General features: G+C 69.2%; 16 protein-coding genes. 2 read left to right on the forward strand and 14 right to left on the reverse strand.

Translation table 11 applies throughout. The annotated features are described in order from the left end of the window. Window positions 1-127 precede the first annotated feature (127 nt). The 12 genes from panC to tilS all read right to left on the reverse strand — a co-directional run bounded on the left by panC (window position 128) and on the right by tilS (window position 10,324). Entirely contained in the window at window positions 128-1,027 is a 900-nt protein-coding gene (gene panC / locus E3T25_RS05025) for a pantoate--beta-alanine ligase (protein WP_233191489.1), read from the reverse strand. 32 nt (window positions 1,028-1,059) lie between these two features. Continuing rightward, complete coding sequence (locus tag E3T25_RS05030) at window positions 1,060-1,818, reverse strand: Rossmann-like and DUF2520 domain-containing protein (protein ID WP_104102442.1); 759 nt, start codon at window positions 1,816-1,818, stop codon at window positions 1,060-1,062. Further along, window positions 1,815-3,413 (reverse strand): PH domain-containing protein, encoded by a 1,599-nt coding sequence (locus tag E3T25_RS05035; RefSeq protein WP_134372729.1) that lies wholly within the window; start codon window positions 3,411-3,413, stop codon window positions 1,815-1,817. The genes E3T25_RS05030 and E3T25_RS05035 overlap by 4 nt, the downstream gene beginning before the upstream one ends. After that, entirely contained in the window at window positions 3,410-3,937 is a 528-nt protein-coding gene (locus E3T25_RS05040; RefSeq protein ID WP_104102447.1) for a PH domain-containing protein, read from the reverse strand. Before E3T25_RS05040 ends, E3T25_RS05035 begins: the two co-directional genes overlap by 4 nt. Beyond that, window positions 3,900-4,370, reverse strand: coding sequence for a DUF3180 domain-containing protein (locus tag E3T25_RS05045; RefSeq protein WP_104102450.1), 471 nt, complete (start codon window positions 4,368-4,370; stop codon window positions 3,900-3,902). The genes E3T25_RS05040 and E3T25_RS05045 overlap by 38 nt, the downstream gene beginning before the upstream one ends. After that, the gene (gene folK / locus E3T25_RS05050) at window positions 4,367-4,891 is read right to left on the reverse strand and encodes a 2-amino-4-hydroxy-6-hydroxymethyldihydropteridine diphosphokinase (protein WP_104102453.1); all 525 of its coding nucleotides are present in this window, start codon (window positions 4,889-4,891) and stop codon (window positions 4,367-4,369) included. The genes E3T25_RS05045 and folK overlap by 4 nt, the downstream gene beginning before the upstream one ends. Beyond that, a complete protein-coding gene (gene folB, locus E3T25_RS05055) occupies window positions 4,888-5,253 on the reverse strand; it encodes a dihydroneopterin aldolase (RefSeq protein WP_104102455.1) in 366 nt (121 codons plus the stop codon). Before folB ends, folK begins: the two co-directional genes overlap by 4 nt. Next, window positions 5,250-6,044, reverse strand: coding sequence for a dihydropteroate synthase (gene folP / locus E3T25_RS05060; protein WP_104102712.1), 795 nt, complete (start codon window positions 6,042-6,044; stop codon window positions 5,250-5,252). Before folP ends, folB begins: the two co-directional genes overlap by 4 nt. 20 nt (window positions 6,045-6,064) lie before the next feature. Beyond that, a complete protein-coding gene (folE, locus tag E3T25_RS05065) occupies window positions 6,065-6,634 on the reverse strand; it encodes a GTP cyclohydrolase I FolE (protein ID WP_134343455.1) in 570 nt (189 codons plus the stop codon). 8 nt (window positions 6,635-6,642) lie between these two features. Further along, window positions 6,643-8,652 (reverse strand): ATP-dependent zinc metalloprotease FtsH, encoded by a 2,010-nt coding sequence (gene ftsH / locus E3T25_RS05070; RefSeq protein ID WP_134343456.1) that lies wholly within the window; start codon window positions 8,650-8,652, stop codon window positions 6,643-6,645. Between the two features lie 66 nt (window positions 8,653-8,718). Beyond that, on the reverse strand, window positions 8,719-9,270 hold the full coding sequence (gene hpt / locus E3T25_RS05075) for a hypoxanthine phosphoribosyltransferase (RefSeq protein WP_134372732.1): 552 nt from the start codon (window positions 9,268-9,270) through the stop codon (window positions 8,719-8,721). Next, window positions 9,251-10,324 (reverse strand): tRNA lysidine(34) synthetase TilS, encoded by a 1,074-nt coding sequence (gene tilS, locus E3T25_RS05080; protein WP_134372735.1) that lies wholly within the window; start codon window positions 10,322-10,324, stop codon window positions 9,251-9,253. Before tilS ends, hpt begins: the two co-directional genes overlap by 20 nt. A 45-nt stretch (window positions 10,325-10,369) precedes the next feature. Between tilS and E3T25_RS05085 the strand changes: the two genes are divergently transcribed. Both E3T25_RS05085 and E3T25_RS05090 read left to right on the forward strand, forming a co-directional pair. Further along, a complete protein-coding gene (locus E3T25_RS05085; protein ID WP_104102469.1) occupies window positions 10,370-10,861 on the forward strand; it encodes an inorganic diphosphatase in 492 nt (163 codons plus the stop codon). Between the two features lie 208 nt (window positions 10,862-11,069). Then, window positions 11,070-11,588 carry a DUF6671 family protein gene (locus E3T25_RS05090; protein ID WP_134372738.1) on the forward strand — a complete coding sequence of 173 codons (519 nt, stop codon included), beginning with the start codon at window positions 11,070-11,072 and terminating at the stop codon, window positions 11,586-11,588. A gap of 231 nt (window positions 11,589-11,819) precedes the next feature. On the opposite strand, the gene E3T25_RS17740 is transcribed toward E3T25_RS05090, so the two are convergent. Together E3T25_RS17740 and E3T25_RS05105 are read right to left on the reverse strand one after the other, a co-directional pair. Further along, entirely contained in the window at window positions 11,820-13,247 is a 1,428-nt protein-coding gene (locus E3T25_RS17740) for a C40 family peptidase (protein ID WP_134372741.1), read from the reverse strand. Further along, on the reverse strand, window positions 13,240-14,652 hold the full coding sequence (locus E3T25_RS05105) for a M23 family metallopeptidase (protein ID WP_134372744.1): 1,413 nt from the start codon (window positions 14,650-14,652) through the stop codon (window positions 13,240-13,242). Before E3T25_RS05105 ends, E3T25_RS17740 begins: the two co-directional genes overlap by 8 nt. Between the last annotated feature and the right edge of the window lie 150 nt (window positions 14,653-14,802).

Consider the following 14,802-nt stretch of genomic DNA (forward strand, 5'->3'; position numbering starts at 1 on the left):
TCTCCGTGGCAGGTGGCGGCCGGGCGATGCCCGGCGCTCCCGCGCGTGCTCATTGATGTGACGACGTGTTGATGAAAGGTCGGGCTGGTGAGGGTCTGGCTGGTGACGGTCGTGCGGGTGGTGCGGCCTAGGGAAGGTCCAGGGCCACGTTGTCGATCAGCCGGGTGTGACCGACCAGCGCGGCGACCAGCATGCGGGCCGGGCCGTGATGCTCGCCCCCGACCGGAAGGAAGGTCCGCGGGTCGACGACAACGAGATAGTCCAGTTTAACCAGCGGCTGCACGTCGATCCGCGCGTGGGCGGCCTGCAGTGCGGCGCCGACCCCCTGGGCGGCGACGGATGCTGCGGCCTCGAGCCCCGCGGACAGCGCCCGGGCGGCGGCGCGCTGCGCCGGTTCGAGCGCGCGGTTGCGGCTGGAGAGGGCGAGGCCGCCGTCTTCGCGCACGATCGGGACGACCTCGATGCGGGTGCGGAAGTTGAGGTCGGCCAGCATCCGTTCGACCAGGAAGACCTGCTGCGCGTCTTTCTGGCCGAACACGGCCACGTCGGGGCCGACGATGTTGAACAGCTTCGCAACCACCGTCAGCATGCCGTCGAAATGCCCGGGGCGCGCAGCGCCCTCGAAGAGGCTGCCGACCGCGCCGGCGACAACCCGGGTGGAAGCGGCGCCGTCCGGGTACATCAGCTGGCTGGTTGGCGCGAATACGAACGGCACGCCCTCCGCGGCCAGAGCCGCGACATCGGCCTCGAGCATGCGCGGGTAGCTGCCGAGATCTTCCCCGACCCCGAATTGCAGCGGGTTGACGAAGATCGACACCACGACGATGTCGCCGAGGCTGCGGGCCCGGCGAACCAGGGTCAGGTGCCCGGCGTGCAGGGCCCCCATGGTCGGGACCAGCACGATGCGTGGTCGCCCGAGCCCGGCCTCGCCGCGCCCGGCGCGCGCGCTCTCGATGCGGCTCTGCGCGTCGGTCAGGCGGCTCCGCAGTTCCTCGATGCTGCCGATGACTGCTGGTTTGGTGAGCACGTTCACTCGTCCTCCGGTGTGTTGCGGTTGTGTCATTCGTCGAAACCGTCCTGGTCGCGGGTGTCGAGCGCGTCCAGCGCGTCGAGCTGGGAGAGGTCGAGACGGTCGGGGCTGGTTCGGGCCAGCGCGTTCTCCATGGCGGACCGCATCAGCGGCGCGATCACCGCTCCGGGGTGCTCGATGCCGATGCCGGCCAGCAGCCCGGTGGCCTGCTCCACGATCGAGGTGGAGAACGCCGTGGCGGTGTCAACGGCCTCGGCATAGGCAGCCCGGTCGGCCTCCGCGACGATCACGGGCTCGCCGCCCATCTCCACGACCAGCGCCTGCCCGATCGGCAGCACTGGCGTGGGCGCCGTCACCGCGAAGTAGCTGTCGGCGAGGCGGGCCAGGTCGATGCTGGTGCCGGTGAAGCTCATGGCCGGGTGGATGGCCAGCGGGATTGCGCCACCGGCCAGCGCCGGGGCCAGCACCGAGGTGCCATACCGGGCCGAGGTGTGCAACACAAGCTGGCCGGCCTGCCAGGTTCCGGCGGCCGCGAGCCCGCTGACGAGGCTCTCGAGCTGGGCGTCGGGCACGGCGATGATGACCAGTTCGCTGCGCTCGACGATCTCGGGAACGGTGAGGATGGGCGCGCCCGGAAGAATCGCCTCGGCCCGGTCGCGGCTGGACTGCGAGATGGCGGAGATCCCGACGATCGCGTGGCCCGCGCCGGCGAGGGCGGCGCCGAGGATGGGGCCGACCCGGCCGGCACCGATGATGCCGATTCCGAGGCGTCCGGGACGCGGCGTCATTCGATGACTCCGTTCGGTTGCTTCCAGGTGGGTTGGGCCGCGGTCGGCTGGTCCTGGATCGGCTGGTTCCAGTGGTGGCTGGTGTCGGACTGGGCCGACGAGATGGCCCCGGAGGCGATCCGGTCAAAGAAAACCAGGGCCTCTGCGGCGGCCACCACCCCGAGGTAGGCGGAGACCGGCCCGGCGACGGTGTGCAGCCGGGCGGAGGCGAGGCGCAGCATCCGAGTCACGGGGCCCTGCGAGATGGCGACGCTCTGCAACCGGGCCAGCGGCACCAGCACCAGCTCCCGCGAGATCACGCCGCGCCGGAGCAGAGCGATGCCGCCCACGACGGTGTAGCCGGTGCGGCGCCACGAGAACGGATGCAGCCAGGCCGCCCGGCGCGGCGCGTTCGTGAAGCCGTCGTCGCCGCCCTTCGAGCGGAGGCCCCGTTCGATCAGGGCCTGCTGCTCCGCCGAGTCGAACCCGGGCAGGATCAATTCGAGCACCCGGGCGACGTCGGCGAGCGTGCCCACCGGGAGGGTTGTGGTGTTGGCCTCGCCGGCGGCACCCTGGGTGCTGGAGTGGCCGGCCGTGTTGATGCGCACCTGCCACCAGCCGAACGGGCGCCAGAGCAACGGCTGCGAGACGCCGATCGCGTGGACCCGGCCTGGCGGCAGGGTCTCGTTGCTAGTAGTGAGCAGCCCGAAGCCGACCCGCACGCCGTCGGGGGTGCCGGCGATGCTGTAGCGCAGCGACTTGATGACCCTGGTGAAATAGAAGCTGACGCTGGCGATCAGGGTAGGGATGAAGGCTACGAGCAGCCAGTCGCTGCCGCCGGCGGTCACGCCGACGATCAGGGCGATTCCGGCGAGCACGACGAAAACCGTGAAGCCGCTGAACACGACGGATCCGATCAGCCGCCCGGGCGGAATCCGCACCACCGATTCCGGCGGGGCGGCGTCGGGGTCCAGCTCGGGCGCGAAGAGATCCCGGGCCCGGTCGGCGGCGGCGGTCGCGGGAGAGAGGGGTGACGCGGGAGCGAGACCGAGACGGGAGGTCTGGGCCAGCGCGGCATCCGGGGCGGGAACGGCCTGATGCCGCAGTCCGGACGCGAGGCGAAGGATGTCCCGTCGCAGCTGGTCGGCCAGGGTCGAACCCAGGTAGGCCAGTTGCACATTGGCGTCCTGACCGGCCACGCTGACTTCGAGCTTCGCGGCGCCGATCAGGCGAGGGATGAACGGGCGCACGATGTTGACACCCTGGATGCGGTCGAGGCGGGCCCGGCGGTTGCTGCGGAAGAGCATTCCGCTACGCACCTCGACGACCTCCCCGGTGACCCGGAAGGTGTGCATGCGCCAGGACAGGTAGAAGACCGCCAGGATCAGCACAAGCACGACCGCGACCGCGAGCAGCGCCCAGCCGACGACGCCGCGCTCGAGGATCGCGTCGATCGGGTCGCCGCCGTATCTCGGCACCCCGAAGAAGACGTCGATCAACCGCTCGCGGAGGTTGGCGATGATGAAGCCGAGCACGGCGACGATGAAGATGCCGCCGCGCAGCAGTGGGCTGGCCGGATGCAGCCGGTGCCATTCCCCGTCGGCGAGCGTGGTCACAGCCCGGCCCGGCGACTCTCGGCCAGCTCCACGAGCCGGTCGCGCAGGCTCTCCGCGTCGGCCTCGGCGAGCCCCGGGATGAGCACCCCCGACGAGGCCGCCGCGGTCACGAATTTGAGGTCGGCCAGACCCAGCCAGCGCGCGATCGGGCCGCGCGTGATATCGACCAGCTGCATCCGCCCGTAAGGGACGGACACGAACCGGGTGAACATGATGCCCCGGCGGAAGAGCAGGTCGTCGCGTCGCAGTTGATAGCCGATGGCCCGCACCCGGCGCGGTTCGAAGGCGACACTGGCCCCGGTGATCAACACGATCGCGCCGATCACGTAGAGCGCCCACTGCACGTCGAGAAGCAGCCACACCGCCGCGGCCATGGCCGTGAGCACCAGTCCGAAGACGATCGTGCCGACCGTCTCCACCACCACATAACGCGGGGAGACGCGCTTCCACTCCTCCACGTCGGGGAGGTCCAGTCCTACAGCCGCGTCAGGCACGCACTTCTCCCTGCTCTTGATCGTCGTCATCGGGGGGAAGCGTGCAGAAGTGCTCGGCCACGAGCCCCAGGGTCAGAAGGATCCCGGCGCCTACCGCCGTCCCGATTGCAGGCCATAACGATGTTACCGCCGGCACGACCGAGCGGGTCAGGATGTAGAGCACGATTCCCAGTCCGCCGCCGAGAAGCAGCGCCCCGCTCAGCGCCGACGCCTTCGCCAGCAGCGCCACCCGGATGGCCAGGAACGGGTTGACGTGTTTCCGCACCGTGCCGCGAATGGCCTGACGGATCGGCCAGGCCAGCGCCAGGACGCCGATCCCGATCGCGATCAACGCGATCGGCAGGGTGGCCGGGGGCAGGAACATCGCCGAGCCGCCGGCCGCGGCGGCCAGCTCGAGCAGGAACACGACGACCAGGCCGGCCAGACCCAGGGCGATCAGCGCCGACGGCTGCGTACGTTTCACCGGTTGCCGCCCGCGGACGGCAGTGCGGGGTACCGCTGCACGGTGGTGTTGATCGCGCCGAGCAGCGCGCGCACCGGGCCGCGGCCCGGCAGCACTGCGGCCGGGTCGAGGTCCAACCACGGGGCCAGCACGAAGTCGCGCTCGGCGGCCCGCTGGTGCGGGATGGTCAGGCGCTCGTCGTGCAGCGAGGCCGTTCCGAAGACGATGATATCGATGTCGAGGGTGCGGTCGCCCCAGCGTTCGACCCGCACCCGACCGTGGTCGTTCTCGATGGCGTTCACCGCGTCGAGCAGGGTGTGCGGGTGCCCGGTGTAACGGATGCCGACCACCAGGTTCAGATAGCGCGGTGCCTCGTCGTCGACGCCGCCGACCTTCACCGCGGCGGACTCGTAGACCGGGGAGACGCCGGTCAGCTCGAGCCCGGGCACCTGCTCCAGCGCGTCGATCGCCGCGGTGAGGGTGGCCATGCGGTCGCCGAGATTGCTGCCCAGGGCGAGCAGCGCCGGGGTCGCGTCGGTCATGCGCGCGTCCGCACGATCTGCACCGCGACATCCGTGAACGGTACGGAGATCGGTGCCTGTGGTTTGTGCACCGTCACCTGCACCGTGTCGGCGGCGTCGTGCGCCAGCACCGCAACGGCGATGCGCTCGGCGACGGTTTCGATCAGGTCGACCGGGTTGTGCCGGGCAGCATCCGTCACTTCCACGGCGAGCTCGCCGTAGTGGATGGTCTGCGTCACATCGTCGCTCGCGGCGGCACGCCGCAGGTCGAGCCAAACCGTTACGTCGATGACGAAGTCCTGTCCGTTTTCCCGCTCGAAGTCGTAGACGCCGTGGTGCGCGTTGACCCGCAGGCCGGTGAGCGTGATGGAGTCGCTTCTCATGGTCCCATTCTGGCGGAATCCGCCAGTGCCAGCACATTCAGCGCCGTTCGCGTCGCCGCGACGTCGTGCACGCGCACCGCCCAGGCGCCGGCCTGCGCGGCCAGCACGCTGACCACGGCGGTCGGCAGATCGCGTTCCAGCACGCCCGCGTCGGCCGGGAGCACCCCGGCGAGGAACCGCTTGCGAGAGGCACCGACCATGACCGGGAACCCCAGGTCGGCGAAGGCGTCCAGGTGGGCCAGCAAACGCCAGTTGTGATCGGGCAGCTTCGAGAAGCCGAGCCCTGGGTCGAGCACGATCTTCTCCGGCGGCAGGCCAGCCGCGGTGAGCATGTCGACCCGCGAAACCAGCTCGGCCCGCACCTCGGCGACGACGTCGCCATAGACAGCGAGGTCGTCCATCTTCGGGGCGTGCGCCCGCCAGTGCATGGCGACGTAGGTCAGCCCACTGCGTGCGGCGATGGATGCCATCTGCGGGTCCGCCAGGCCGCCGGAGACGTCGTTGATGATCTGCGCCCCGGCGGCGGCCGCGGCGGCCGCGGTGCTCGAATTGAGGGTGTCGACACTGATCGAAAGCCCCTGCCGGGCGAGTTCGCTGATCACCGGGATCACCCGGGACTGCTCCTCGGCGGGCGCGACCCGGCCGGCGCCGGGGCGCGTGGACTCGCCGCCCACGTCGATCAGGTCGGCTCCCTGGGACTGCAGGTCGAGAGCGTGGATGATCGCGGCATCCGTCGACGCCCACCGGCCGCCGTCGCTGAAGGAATCCGGTGTGACGTTGAGCACCCCCATGATCAGGGTGCGCGGCCGGGTCACCGGCCGGAGCCGATCAGGGCCATGATCTCGGCGCGCTTCACGGGTTCGGCGAGGGACCCGCGGCTGGCCATCGTGACGGTCGAGCTGGCGGTCTGGCGCGAACCGCGGGCGGTCACGCAGCCGTGCACGGCGTCGAGCACGACCAGTACGCCGAGCGGTGCGAGCCCGATTTGGAGCGCCTCGGCGATCTCCTCGGTGAGGCGTTCCTGCATCTGGGGCCGGGCGGCGATCGTGTCGACGACAGCCGGCAGCTTGCCCAGACCCACGACCCGTTCGTTCGGCACGTAGGCAAGGTGGGCGATGCCGAGGAAGGGCAGCAGGTGATGTTCGCAGACGGAGCGGAAGGCGATGTCGCGCAGGAGCACCAGTTCACCCGTGTGCGGGCCCACCGGGATCGTGTCACGCAGGTGGTCGACCGGGTCCACCGCCAGCCCGGCGAAGAGCTCACCGTAGGATTCGGCCACCCGGCGAGGGGTCGCCCTGAGGCCCGGACGGGCGGGATCTTCACCGATTGCGGCGAGGATCTCGGCGACCGCGGCTTCGATCCGAACCCTGTCCACTGCCACCCGGGGGCCTACGCGGTGGCAGGACGAGGGGTACGGGCCGGCGCGCGGGCCGGAGTGCGCGCGGCGGTCTCGCCAGCGGTACTGCCATCGGCGACTCCGCTCTCGATGAGGGCCTTGGGGGTCGGCATCGCGATGGGCGGCAGGTCGGAGACCGGACGCTTGTCACTGGACAGCCACTGCGGCCGCGGGGGCAGCTTGACGACGCCCGTGAAGAGCCCGGCCAGCGCGTGCTGGTCGAGCGTCTCGTGCTCGAGCAGCTCGGCGGCCAGTTCATCGAGGATGGCCCGGTTCGTGATCAGCACCTGGTAAGCCTCGTCGTGCGCGTCTTCAAGCAGCTGGCGCACTTCGGCGTCGACGCTTTCGGCGACCCGCTCGGAGTAGTCCCGCTGGTGGCCCATGTCGCGGCCGAGGAAAACCTCACCGGAACCCTGCCCGAGCTTGAGCGGGCCGACAGCCGAGCTCATGCCGAACTCGGTCACCATCTTGCGCGCGGTCGAGGTGGCCTTCTCGATGTCGTTCGAGGCGCCGGTGGTCGGGTCGTGGAAGATGATCTCCTCGGCCACCCGACCGCCCATTGCGTAGGCGAGCTGGTCGAGTAGTTCGTTGCGGGTGACGGAGTAGCGGTCTTCGACCGGCATAACCATCGTGTAGCCGAGGGCGCGGCCGCGGGGCAGGATCGTGATCTTGGTGACCGGGTCGGTGTTGCGCATTGCGGTCGCCACGAGCGCGTGGCCGCCCTCGTGGTACGCGGTGATCAGCTTCTCTTTGTCACGCATGACACGGCTGCGGCGCTGCGGACCGGCCATCACGCGGTCGACTGCCTCGTCGAGGGCGCGGTTGTCGATCAGCTGCGCGTTGGAACGCGCGGTGAGCAGCGCGGCCTCGTTGAGAACGTTGGCCAAATCGGCGCCGGTGAAGCCGGGCGTCTTGCGCGCCAGCACCTCGAGGTCGACGCCGGGAGCCATCGGCTTGCCCTTGGAGTGCACCTCCAGGATGCGCTTGCGACCGAGCATGTCGGGCGCGTCCACGCCGATCTGACGGTCGAAGCGACCGGGGCGTAGCAGCGCCGGGTCGAGGATGTCGGGCCGGTTGGTGGCCGCGATGAGAATGACGTTCGCCTTGACGTCGAAGCCGTCCATCTCGACCAGCAGCTGGTTGAGGGTCTGCTCGCGCTCGTCGTGCCCGCCGCCCATGCCGGCGCCGCGGTGACGGCCAACGGCGTCGATCTCATCGATGAAGATGATGGCCGGGGCGTTTTCCTTGGCCTGCTGGAACAGGTCGCGCACGCGGCTCGCGCCGACGCCGACGAACATTTCCACGAAGTCGGAGCCCGAGATCGCGTAGAACGGCACGTTGGCCTCGCCGGCCACGGCCCGGGCGAGGAGGGTCTTACCGGTTCCGGGAGGGCCGTAGAGCAGAACGCCCTTGGGGATGCGCGCCCCGACGGCCTGGAACTTCGCCGGCTCCTTGAGGAAATCTTTGATCTCCTCGAGCTCCTCGATGGCCTCGTCGGCGCCCGCGACATCCGCGAACGTCACCTGGGGGCTCTCCTTGGATACCAGCTTGGCCTTCGACTTGCCGAACTGCATCACCTTGTTGCCGCCACCCTGCATGCCGGCGAGCATGAACCAGAAGAAAGCGCCGATCAGGAGCAGGGGCAGCATGATGCCGAGCAGCGACAGGATCCAGCTGGACTTCGGCACCTCGTCGGTGAAGCCGTCGGCCGGATTGGCAGTGGTGACGGCCGTGATGACCTCTTCGCCACGCGGGGCGACGTAGTAGAACTGGACCTCGCTACCGAGGTCTTTATCCGCCTTGGTCAGGGTGAGGTCGACGCGCTGCTCGCCGTCGACGATCGTGGCCTCGGAAACCTTCCCGTCTTTCAGGAACTCCAGTCCCTGTTGGGTCGGAATCTCTTTGAATCCCGACATGGTAATGAGACTCGACCCTACCCACACAGCAACAATCGCCAGGAGAATGTAGAGGAGCGGCCCGCGCAGTAGCTTCTTGACGTTCATCGTGGTGACAGGCTACCGTGACCGCGCTGGACGAAGACCGTGTGTTCGCCCAAAGCGCTACCAGGCTCAGCTGTAGATGTGCGGGGCGAGAACGCCCACCGAGCGCAGGTTGCGGTAGCGTTCGTCGAAGTCGAGACCGTAGCCCACGACAAACTGGTTCGGAATGTCGAAACCGAGGTATTTCACGTCGATGTCGACGCGAGCGGCATCCGGCTTGCGCAGCAGGGCGCAGATTTCAACGGATTCCGGGCCGCGAGACTTCAGGTTGGACAGCAGCCACGAGAGCGTCAGACCGGAGTCGATGATGTCCTCGACGATGAGCACGTTGCGGCCGAGCAGGTCGGTGTCGAGATCCTTCAGGATGCGCACGACGCCGCTGGACTGCGTGCCGGACCCGTAGGAGCTGACCGCCATCCAGTCCATCGTGATCGGGTGCACGAGTTCGCGCGCCAGATCGGCCATGACCATGACCGCTCCTTTGAGCACGCCGACCAGCAACAGGTCCCTGCCGGCATAGTCCGTCTCAATCAGGCGGCACAGCTCTGCGAGCCGGGTGCGGATCTGCTCCTCCTCGATCAGAATCTCGGTGAGGTCGCCTTCAATGTCGCGGGGTTCCATGGGAGCGGGAGGGTCCTTTACTCGGGGCGTGTCCAGGCGCGGTCAATATCAGCCAGCCGTCCTGCCGTATAACCCTAACGCCTGGCAGGTCAAGCGGCTTCTGCCCGTGCCAGTCGGTGACCAGGCGCAGCACGGCCAGCGTGTGCACGCGTTCCAGGGACACCCCGAACTCCCGTTCGACCGAGAATCGGATGATCCGCTGGCGCACCGCGGGCGGATTCGTCTCGAGCCGGCTCGCGTCCAGCCGGATTCCGGCGCCGTCGGCAGAGTCGCTGAGCGGTTCACTCAGCTGCTCGCTGAGACCACGGGCCAGGTCGTCGAGCGCGCTCGAGTCCTCGCGCAGCTGCCCGGCCGTGCGCACGAGTGCTTCGGCCACGCCGGGCCCCAGCTCCCGCTCGAGTACGGGGAGCACGGTCTGGCGTACCCGCACCCGCTGGAAGCGGGGGTCGTCGTTGTGCGGGTCCTGCCAGGGGTGCAGGCCGGCATCCACGCAGAATTGCCGGGTCCGGGCGCGACGGATGCCCAGCAGCGGCCGCAGAATTGGCCCGCCGACCGGCTTCATTCCCTGCAGGCTTGTTGGGCCCGATCCCCGGGCAAGGCCGAGTAGCACGGTCTCGGCCTGATCGTCGAGTGTGTGCCCGAGGAGGATGTGGCTCGCGCCGGTCTCCCGCCGCGCCTGGTCGAAGGCCGCGTACCGAGCGGTGCGGGCGGAGGCCTCCGGACCGCCGGCATCCGTGCCGTGGTCGACCGTGACCCGAAGAACGAGAACCGGGTCGAGGCCGAGTTCCCGCGCCTGCCCGGCCGCGGCCGCCGCGACGCCGGCCGAGCCGGCTTGCAGGGCGTGGTCGACGATGACCGCCCCGGCGCGCAGGCCCGCGCGCGGCGCCTCGAAAGCGGTGGCTGCGGCCAGGGCGAGCGAGTCGGCTCCCCCGCTGAGGCCGACCAGCACCAGGCCGCCGCCGCGGGCCGGGCCGGCCTCGGTGAGCAGGGTGCGTACATGGCGGCGCACATCGGCGATCGCCGGGGTGAGCCTCGGGCGGCGTGGGGACTCCATCCAGTAACGTTATCGACAGACTGTGAACAAGGGAGAGACCAGGCCATGGCCGCATACGACGCAGTAATCGAAATCCCTCGCGGGAGCCGCAACAAGTACGAAGTCGATCATGAGACCGGGCGGGTGTACCTGGACCGGGTTCTCTACACGAGCTTCGTGTACCCGACCGACTACGGCTTCTTCGAGAACACCCTGGGACTCGACGGCGACCCGGTCGACGTCCTGGTCCTGATCGAGTTTCCCCTTTTCCCAGGGGTCGGCCTGTCGGTTCGCCCGGTCGGCGTGTTCAATATGACGGATGACGGCGGCTCAGACGCAAAGGTCATCGCGGTTCCCGCGGGCGACCCGCGCTGGGACTATATCCAGGACGTCACCGACATCCCGGAGTACACCCGCAAGGAGATCGAGCACTTCTTCGAGCACTACAAGGACCTCGAACCCGGCAAATGGGTCAAGACCGAGGGCTGGGGCGACGCCGCGGAGGCCGACCAGATCGTGCGCGACGGCCTCACGAAACTGGCGGAAGAGGGCCACTAGGACGCGTCTCCTGCAGTCCGGTGAGGATTGTCGGCAGAATCGATTCGTGACTCGTACTGCTGTGAGGGCGGGCGTGAGTGAGGTCAGGCTGCCGGGGCTCGTCCCGGGCCTGGATCACGCGCAGACCAGGAATGATCCCGCCGATGTCCAGCCATACCGGGCCCGCGTACCCGCCGGGAAGCAGTTGCCCGGCGGGACATGAACCACCTTGGGCCTGAAGATCGCCGAAGGCAGCGTCAGCTCCTCGCCAGTGGCCGGAAGACGACACATCATTCGCGCCAGCGAAGCCATCACGTTCGCGTCGGCTATCGGCTTCCTGAACCAAGGCGTGATCCTGCACGGCACACAGAAGAACTACACGGTCATCCACAAAAACATCACCCAATTCGAGATCCTCGGCGACACCGCTGAAGCACTTCTGAAACAGCACCAATCCGTTGCGATACTTCCGGACTACCGCGCCCACAAGACACCATCCCGCGCCGCAGCCATCCGAGCACTGTGCGAGAAAATGGCCCAGCGTCTCTCAACCGAGTGTCCGGCCTCCCGGGCGCCCGGGTTTGGCCACGTCAACGTCGAACACGGCCTGCCCTGCTCCTTCTGCGGATCGGCAACCCAGGCCATCACAGCCGATATCCACGGTTGCGGCCGGTGCACTCACCAGATCCGACCACCACGAAATCACGCACTGGCAGCCCCAGAATGGTGCGACTACTGCAACCAGTGAAGTGGCGACCCCACACGTGCTGCCGCCTCGTTCGTCCCCGCGCTCCCCGAGCGGCGACGCCGGGTTGCCACACCCGCAAGCTGTGGCGCGGACTTGCCACTCGCCACGACAAACCCGCCCTCACTTACCGGGGCGGGGCCGTCCTGAGCGCCATCGTGGTGTGGTGACACGAATTCGCAGACACGCCCCGGATGCCCGCGCACCCGACAACCCGGTGATCCGTTTCGCCGGTCAGCCGGGTCGTCCCACGTAGGGAGCCACGTCGCCCGCAGACCAGATGCCGTGGATGCGCACGGGCGAGGACGGGTTCGGAGCCTCGAGGATTTTGCCGCCGCCCACGTAGATAGCCACATGGTAGTAGTCGCCACCCCCGCCCCAGAATACGAGGTCGCCGCGCTGAGCTTGATTGAAGGGCACCAGGCGACCCTCGTTGGCCATGGTGCGGTACTGGTTGGTGGCCGAGTGCGAGCCAATGTAGATGCCCGCCGCCGCGTAGGCGGCCTTGGTCAGCCCCGAGCAGTCCCAGACGTTCGGCCCGGAGCCGCCGAGCACGTAGCGGTCGCCGAGCTGCTGGGTGGCGAATGACAGCGCCGTGTCGACCGCTCCGGCGCTCGGGGCCCGGGCCGCGGTGGTCGGAGCCGCCGGGGCCGGAGTCGCAGGAGCCGCAGGAGCTGCCGGGGCCGGAGCCGCAGGAGCTGCCGCGGCAGCGGGCTGGGCCGCCTGGGCCGGGGTGACCGGCCGTGAAGCGGGCTGCTGTGCTGCGGGCTGGGGCGCGGGCTGGGCCGCCGGCTGCCGGGGCGTGCTCTTGCCGCCCGCGGCCTTCTGGGCGTCGGCTGCGGTCTTTTGGGCGGCCGCCGCCTGCGCCCGGGCGAGGGCCGCCGTCGCCGCCTCGGCATCTTGACCGGCTTGGTAGGCGCGTTCGGCCTCGGCCGTGGTGTCCTTCAACAGGGCCAGCTGCGCGAACAGCTCAGTGGAGCGCCGCTGCTCGGTCTCGTAGGCCGTCTCGGCGGCCTGCGCGGCCACATTCGCCGCCTCGTACCTGGCCAGCGATTCCGCGCTGAGCCGGGTGCGTTCCTCGGCAGCGGATGCCGCCTGCTTCCCGAGCGACTCGGAGGTGTTCTTATCCTGCAGTGCTTCGCGGTAGATCGTGTCCGACTGCTCACTCAGCTTGCTCGCGGTGCCGAGCCGTCCAAGCAACTCATCGGAGTTGTCGCCGTTGAGAAACAGGCTCAGCGACAGATCCTGGGCGCCGGTCTTCGCCAGGTGGGCTGCGATCAGGCCAGCCCGCAGCTTCGAGGTCGCGGCACGGGCCTCCGCCGTCTGGGCCTGCCTCGCCAGGCTCGCTTCACGGGCCGTGGCCGCTTCGAGGTCGTCCAGCGCGACCCGGTAGGCCTCCGCCACGATCAGCGAGGCTTTGGTGGCCGCCGCCGCCGAGATCTGCAGGCCCTGGAGCAGCTCGGTAATCGATTCGATCTCGGCCTGCTTGGTGGCCTCGCTGAGCTTGGCCTTCGCCACGTCGTCCCAACTGGGGTAGCCGGGCACGGCGAACGCCGCCGGCGCCGCGACGCCCACGGATGCCGAGACAGCTCCGAGGGCGACCGCCGCGAACAGACGGGAGGGCTTCTTGCGCCACCCCCGTCGGTCGGTGTCCCTAGCCAAGGGAAGCGCCCCGGTCCGACATGAACGGAACCGGGTTGATCTGGCTGCCGTTGGTGCGCACCTCGAAGTGGAGGTGGCAGCCGCTGGCCGCACCGGTCTCCCCAACGCTGGCGATGTTCTCCCCCGCGGAGACGCTCTCGCCGTTGGAGACGAAGATGCCGCCCGAGCGGATGTGGGCATACCCGGTGGAGATGCCGTTGGCGTGCTGGATCAAAACGAAGTTGCCGTAGGTTCCGTAGAGACCGGCGTAGACGACGGTGCCGCTGCTGGCCGCGTAGATTCCCGAGCCGCAGCCGGCGCCGAGGTCCGTGCCGCTGTGGAAGCCCTTGCTGCAGCCCTCGTTGCCGCAGATCTGCGCACGCGGGCCGTAGCCGTCCGTGATGCGCCCGCCGGATGGAACCGCCCAGCCACCGCCGCCGACTGAGCCGCCGGAGCTGCCGGAGCTGCTGGACGAGCCTCCCCCGTTGCTCGGCCTCGCGGCCGCTGCAGCTGCGGCCGCTGCGGCCGCCCGCGCGCTGGCCGCAGCGCGCTCGACGCGCACCCGTTCCGCTTCGATGGCGGCCAGTCGCGCCCGCTCGGCCACTCCGGCCTCGTAGCCGGCCGACGTAGTGGCCTGCGCATCCTGCATGAACGCCAGCTGGGCGTCGAGTTCGACTCTCTTCGCCTCCGACTCGGCTAGGGCACTGGCGGCCGCCTGCGCGGCGGCCTGCGCAGCGACGAGCGCTTCCTCGGCCGCGATGCGGAGCTTCTCGCGCTCGGCTTGGGCGACCTTGGCCTGGTCACCCAGAGACTCGGCCACGTTGGTGGCGGTCTGCGCCTGCTCGTAGACGCTGCTGCTGCGTTCGACGAGCTTACTCATGCTGCCCAGCTTGGACAGGAGCGCATCGGCGTCTTCGCCGCGCCCCTCGCCGTCGAGAAAGAGGTTCACGCTCAGGTCGGTGCCGCCGGTGCGGTAGAGCTGGGCGGCAAGTTGGCCGGCCTGGCGAGTCGCGGTCGCCGCCACCGCGGAGCTCGCGGCGGACTGCGCCTCGAGGTCGGCGGCGCGCCGGCTGGCCTCGTCGAACTTCTCTTGCGCCGCCTGCAGTTCCGCTCCGCGTGCCTCGGATTCGGCTTGGGTCTGCTCCACCTGGGTCTGCAGGTCGGCGATCAGACCCTGGATCTGGCTGACCTGCGCCGAGGCGGCGGCCGTGTTGGACTTGGCGTTCTGCACGTCCTGCCACGTTGGATAGTCGATGGCCTGGGCCGGGCCGGCCGGACCGATGAGGGAAACAAAGAGGGAGAGCGCAGCGACGAAACCGGTCGCCAGGCTGACACGGTGGCGGCGACTGCGCCTGCTGCCCGCGGATCCGTCACCCCCCTTTTCCGCTCGTGCTTCCCGGCTGAAGAGAACTGCCGTGCGCTTCATTACTCCCCGATCGGGCTCGTTACACACATCTGCTACTGCTTGAGACCGGCTCAGAGTAACAACAACAGGGTAAAAACACCCCCCTTGAATCTAGCGGCCCGTCAAGCGAAACCTGGGAAATTCACGGGCTCAATGCCTGCGACACCCCCG

Origin of the sequence: Cryobacterium sandaracinum, from assembly GCF_004403415.1 — a bacterium.
Taxonomy (GTDB): Bacteria; Actinomycetota; Actinomycetes; order Actinomycetales; family Microbacteriaceae; genus Cryobacterium; species Cryobacterium sandaracinum.

Bases quoted from the DNA above. Each gene is read 5' to 3' on its own strand.
- E3T25_RS05030 (WP_104102442.1), bottom strand. From the start codon at position 1,818: ATGACGCCGCGTCCCGGACGCCTCGGAATCGGCATCATCGGTGCCGGC.
- E3T25_RS05040 (WP_104102447.1), bottom strand. From the start codon at position 3,937: ATGACGACGATCAAGAGCAGGGAGAAGTGCGTGCCTGACGCGGCTGTA.
- folK (WP_104102453.1), bottom strand. From the start codon at position 4,891: ATGACCGACGCGACCCCGGCGCTGCTCGCCCTGGGCAGCAATCTCGGC.
- folB (WP_104102455.1), bottom strand. From the start codon at position 5,253: ATGAGAAGCGACTCCATCACGCTCACCGGCCTGCGGGTCAACGCGCAC.
- folP (WP_104102712.1), bottom strand. From the start codon at position 6,044: ATGGGGGTGCTCAACGTCACACCGGATTCCTTCAGCGACGGCGGCCGG.
- ftsH (WP_134343456.1), bottom strand. From the start codon at position 8,652: ATGAACGTCAAGAAGCTACTGCGCGGGCCGCTCCTCTACATTCTCCTG.
- hpt (WP_134372732.1), bottom strand. From the start codon at position 9,270: ATGGAACCCCGCGACATTGAAGGCGACCTCACCGAGATTCTGATCGAG.
- tilS (WP_134372735.1), bottom strand. From the start codon at position 10,324: ATGGAGTCCCCACGCCGCCCGAGGCTCACCCCGGCGATCGCCGATGTG.
- E3T25_RS05085 (WP_104102469.1), top strand. From the start codon at position 10,370: ATGGCCGCATACGACGCAGTAATCGAAATCCCTCGCGGGAGCCGCAAC.
- E3T25_RS05105 (WP_134372744.1), bottom strand. From the start codon at position 14,652: ATGAAGCGCACGGCAGTTCTCTTCAGCCGGGAAGCACGAGCGGAAAAG.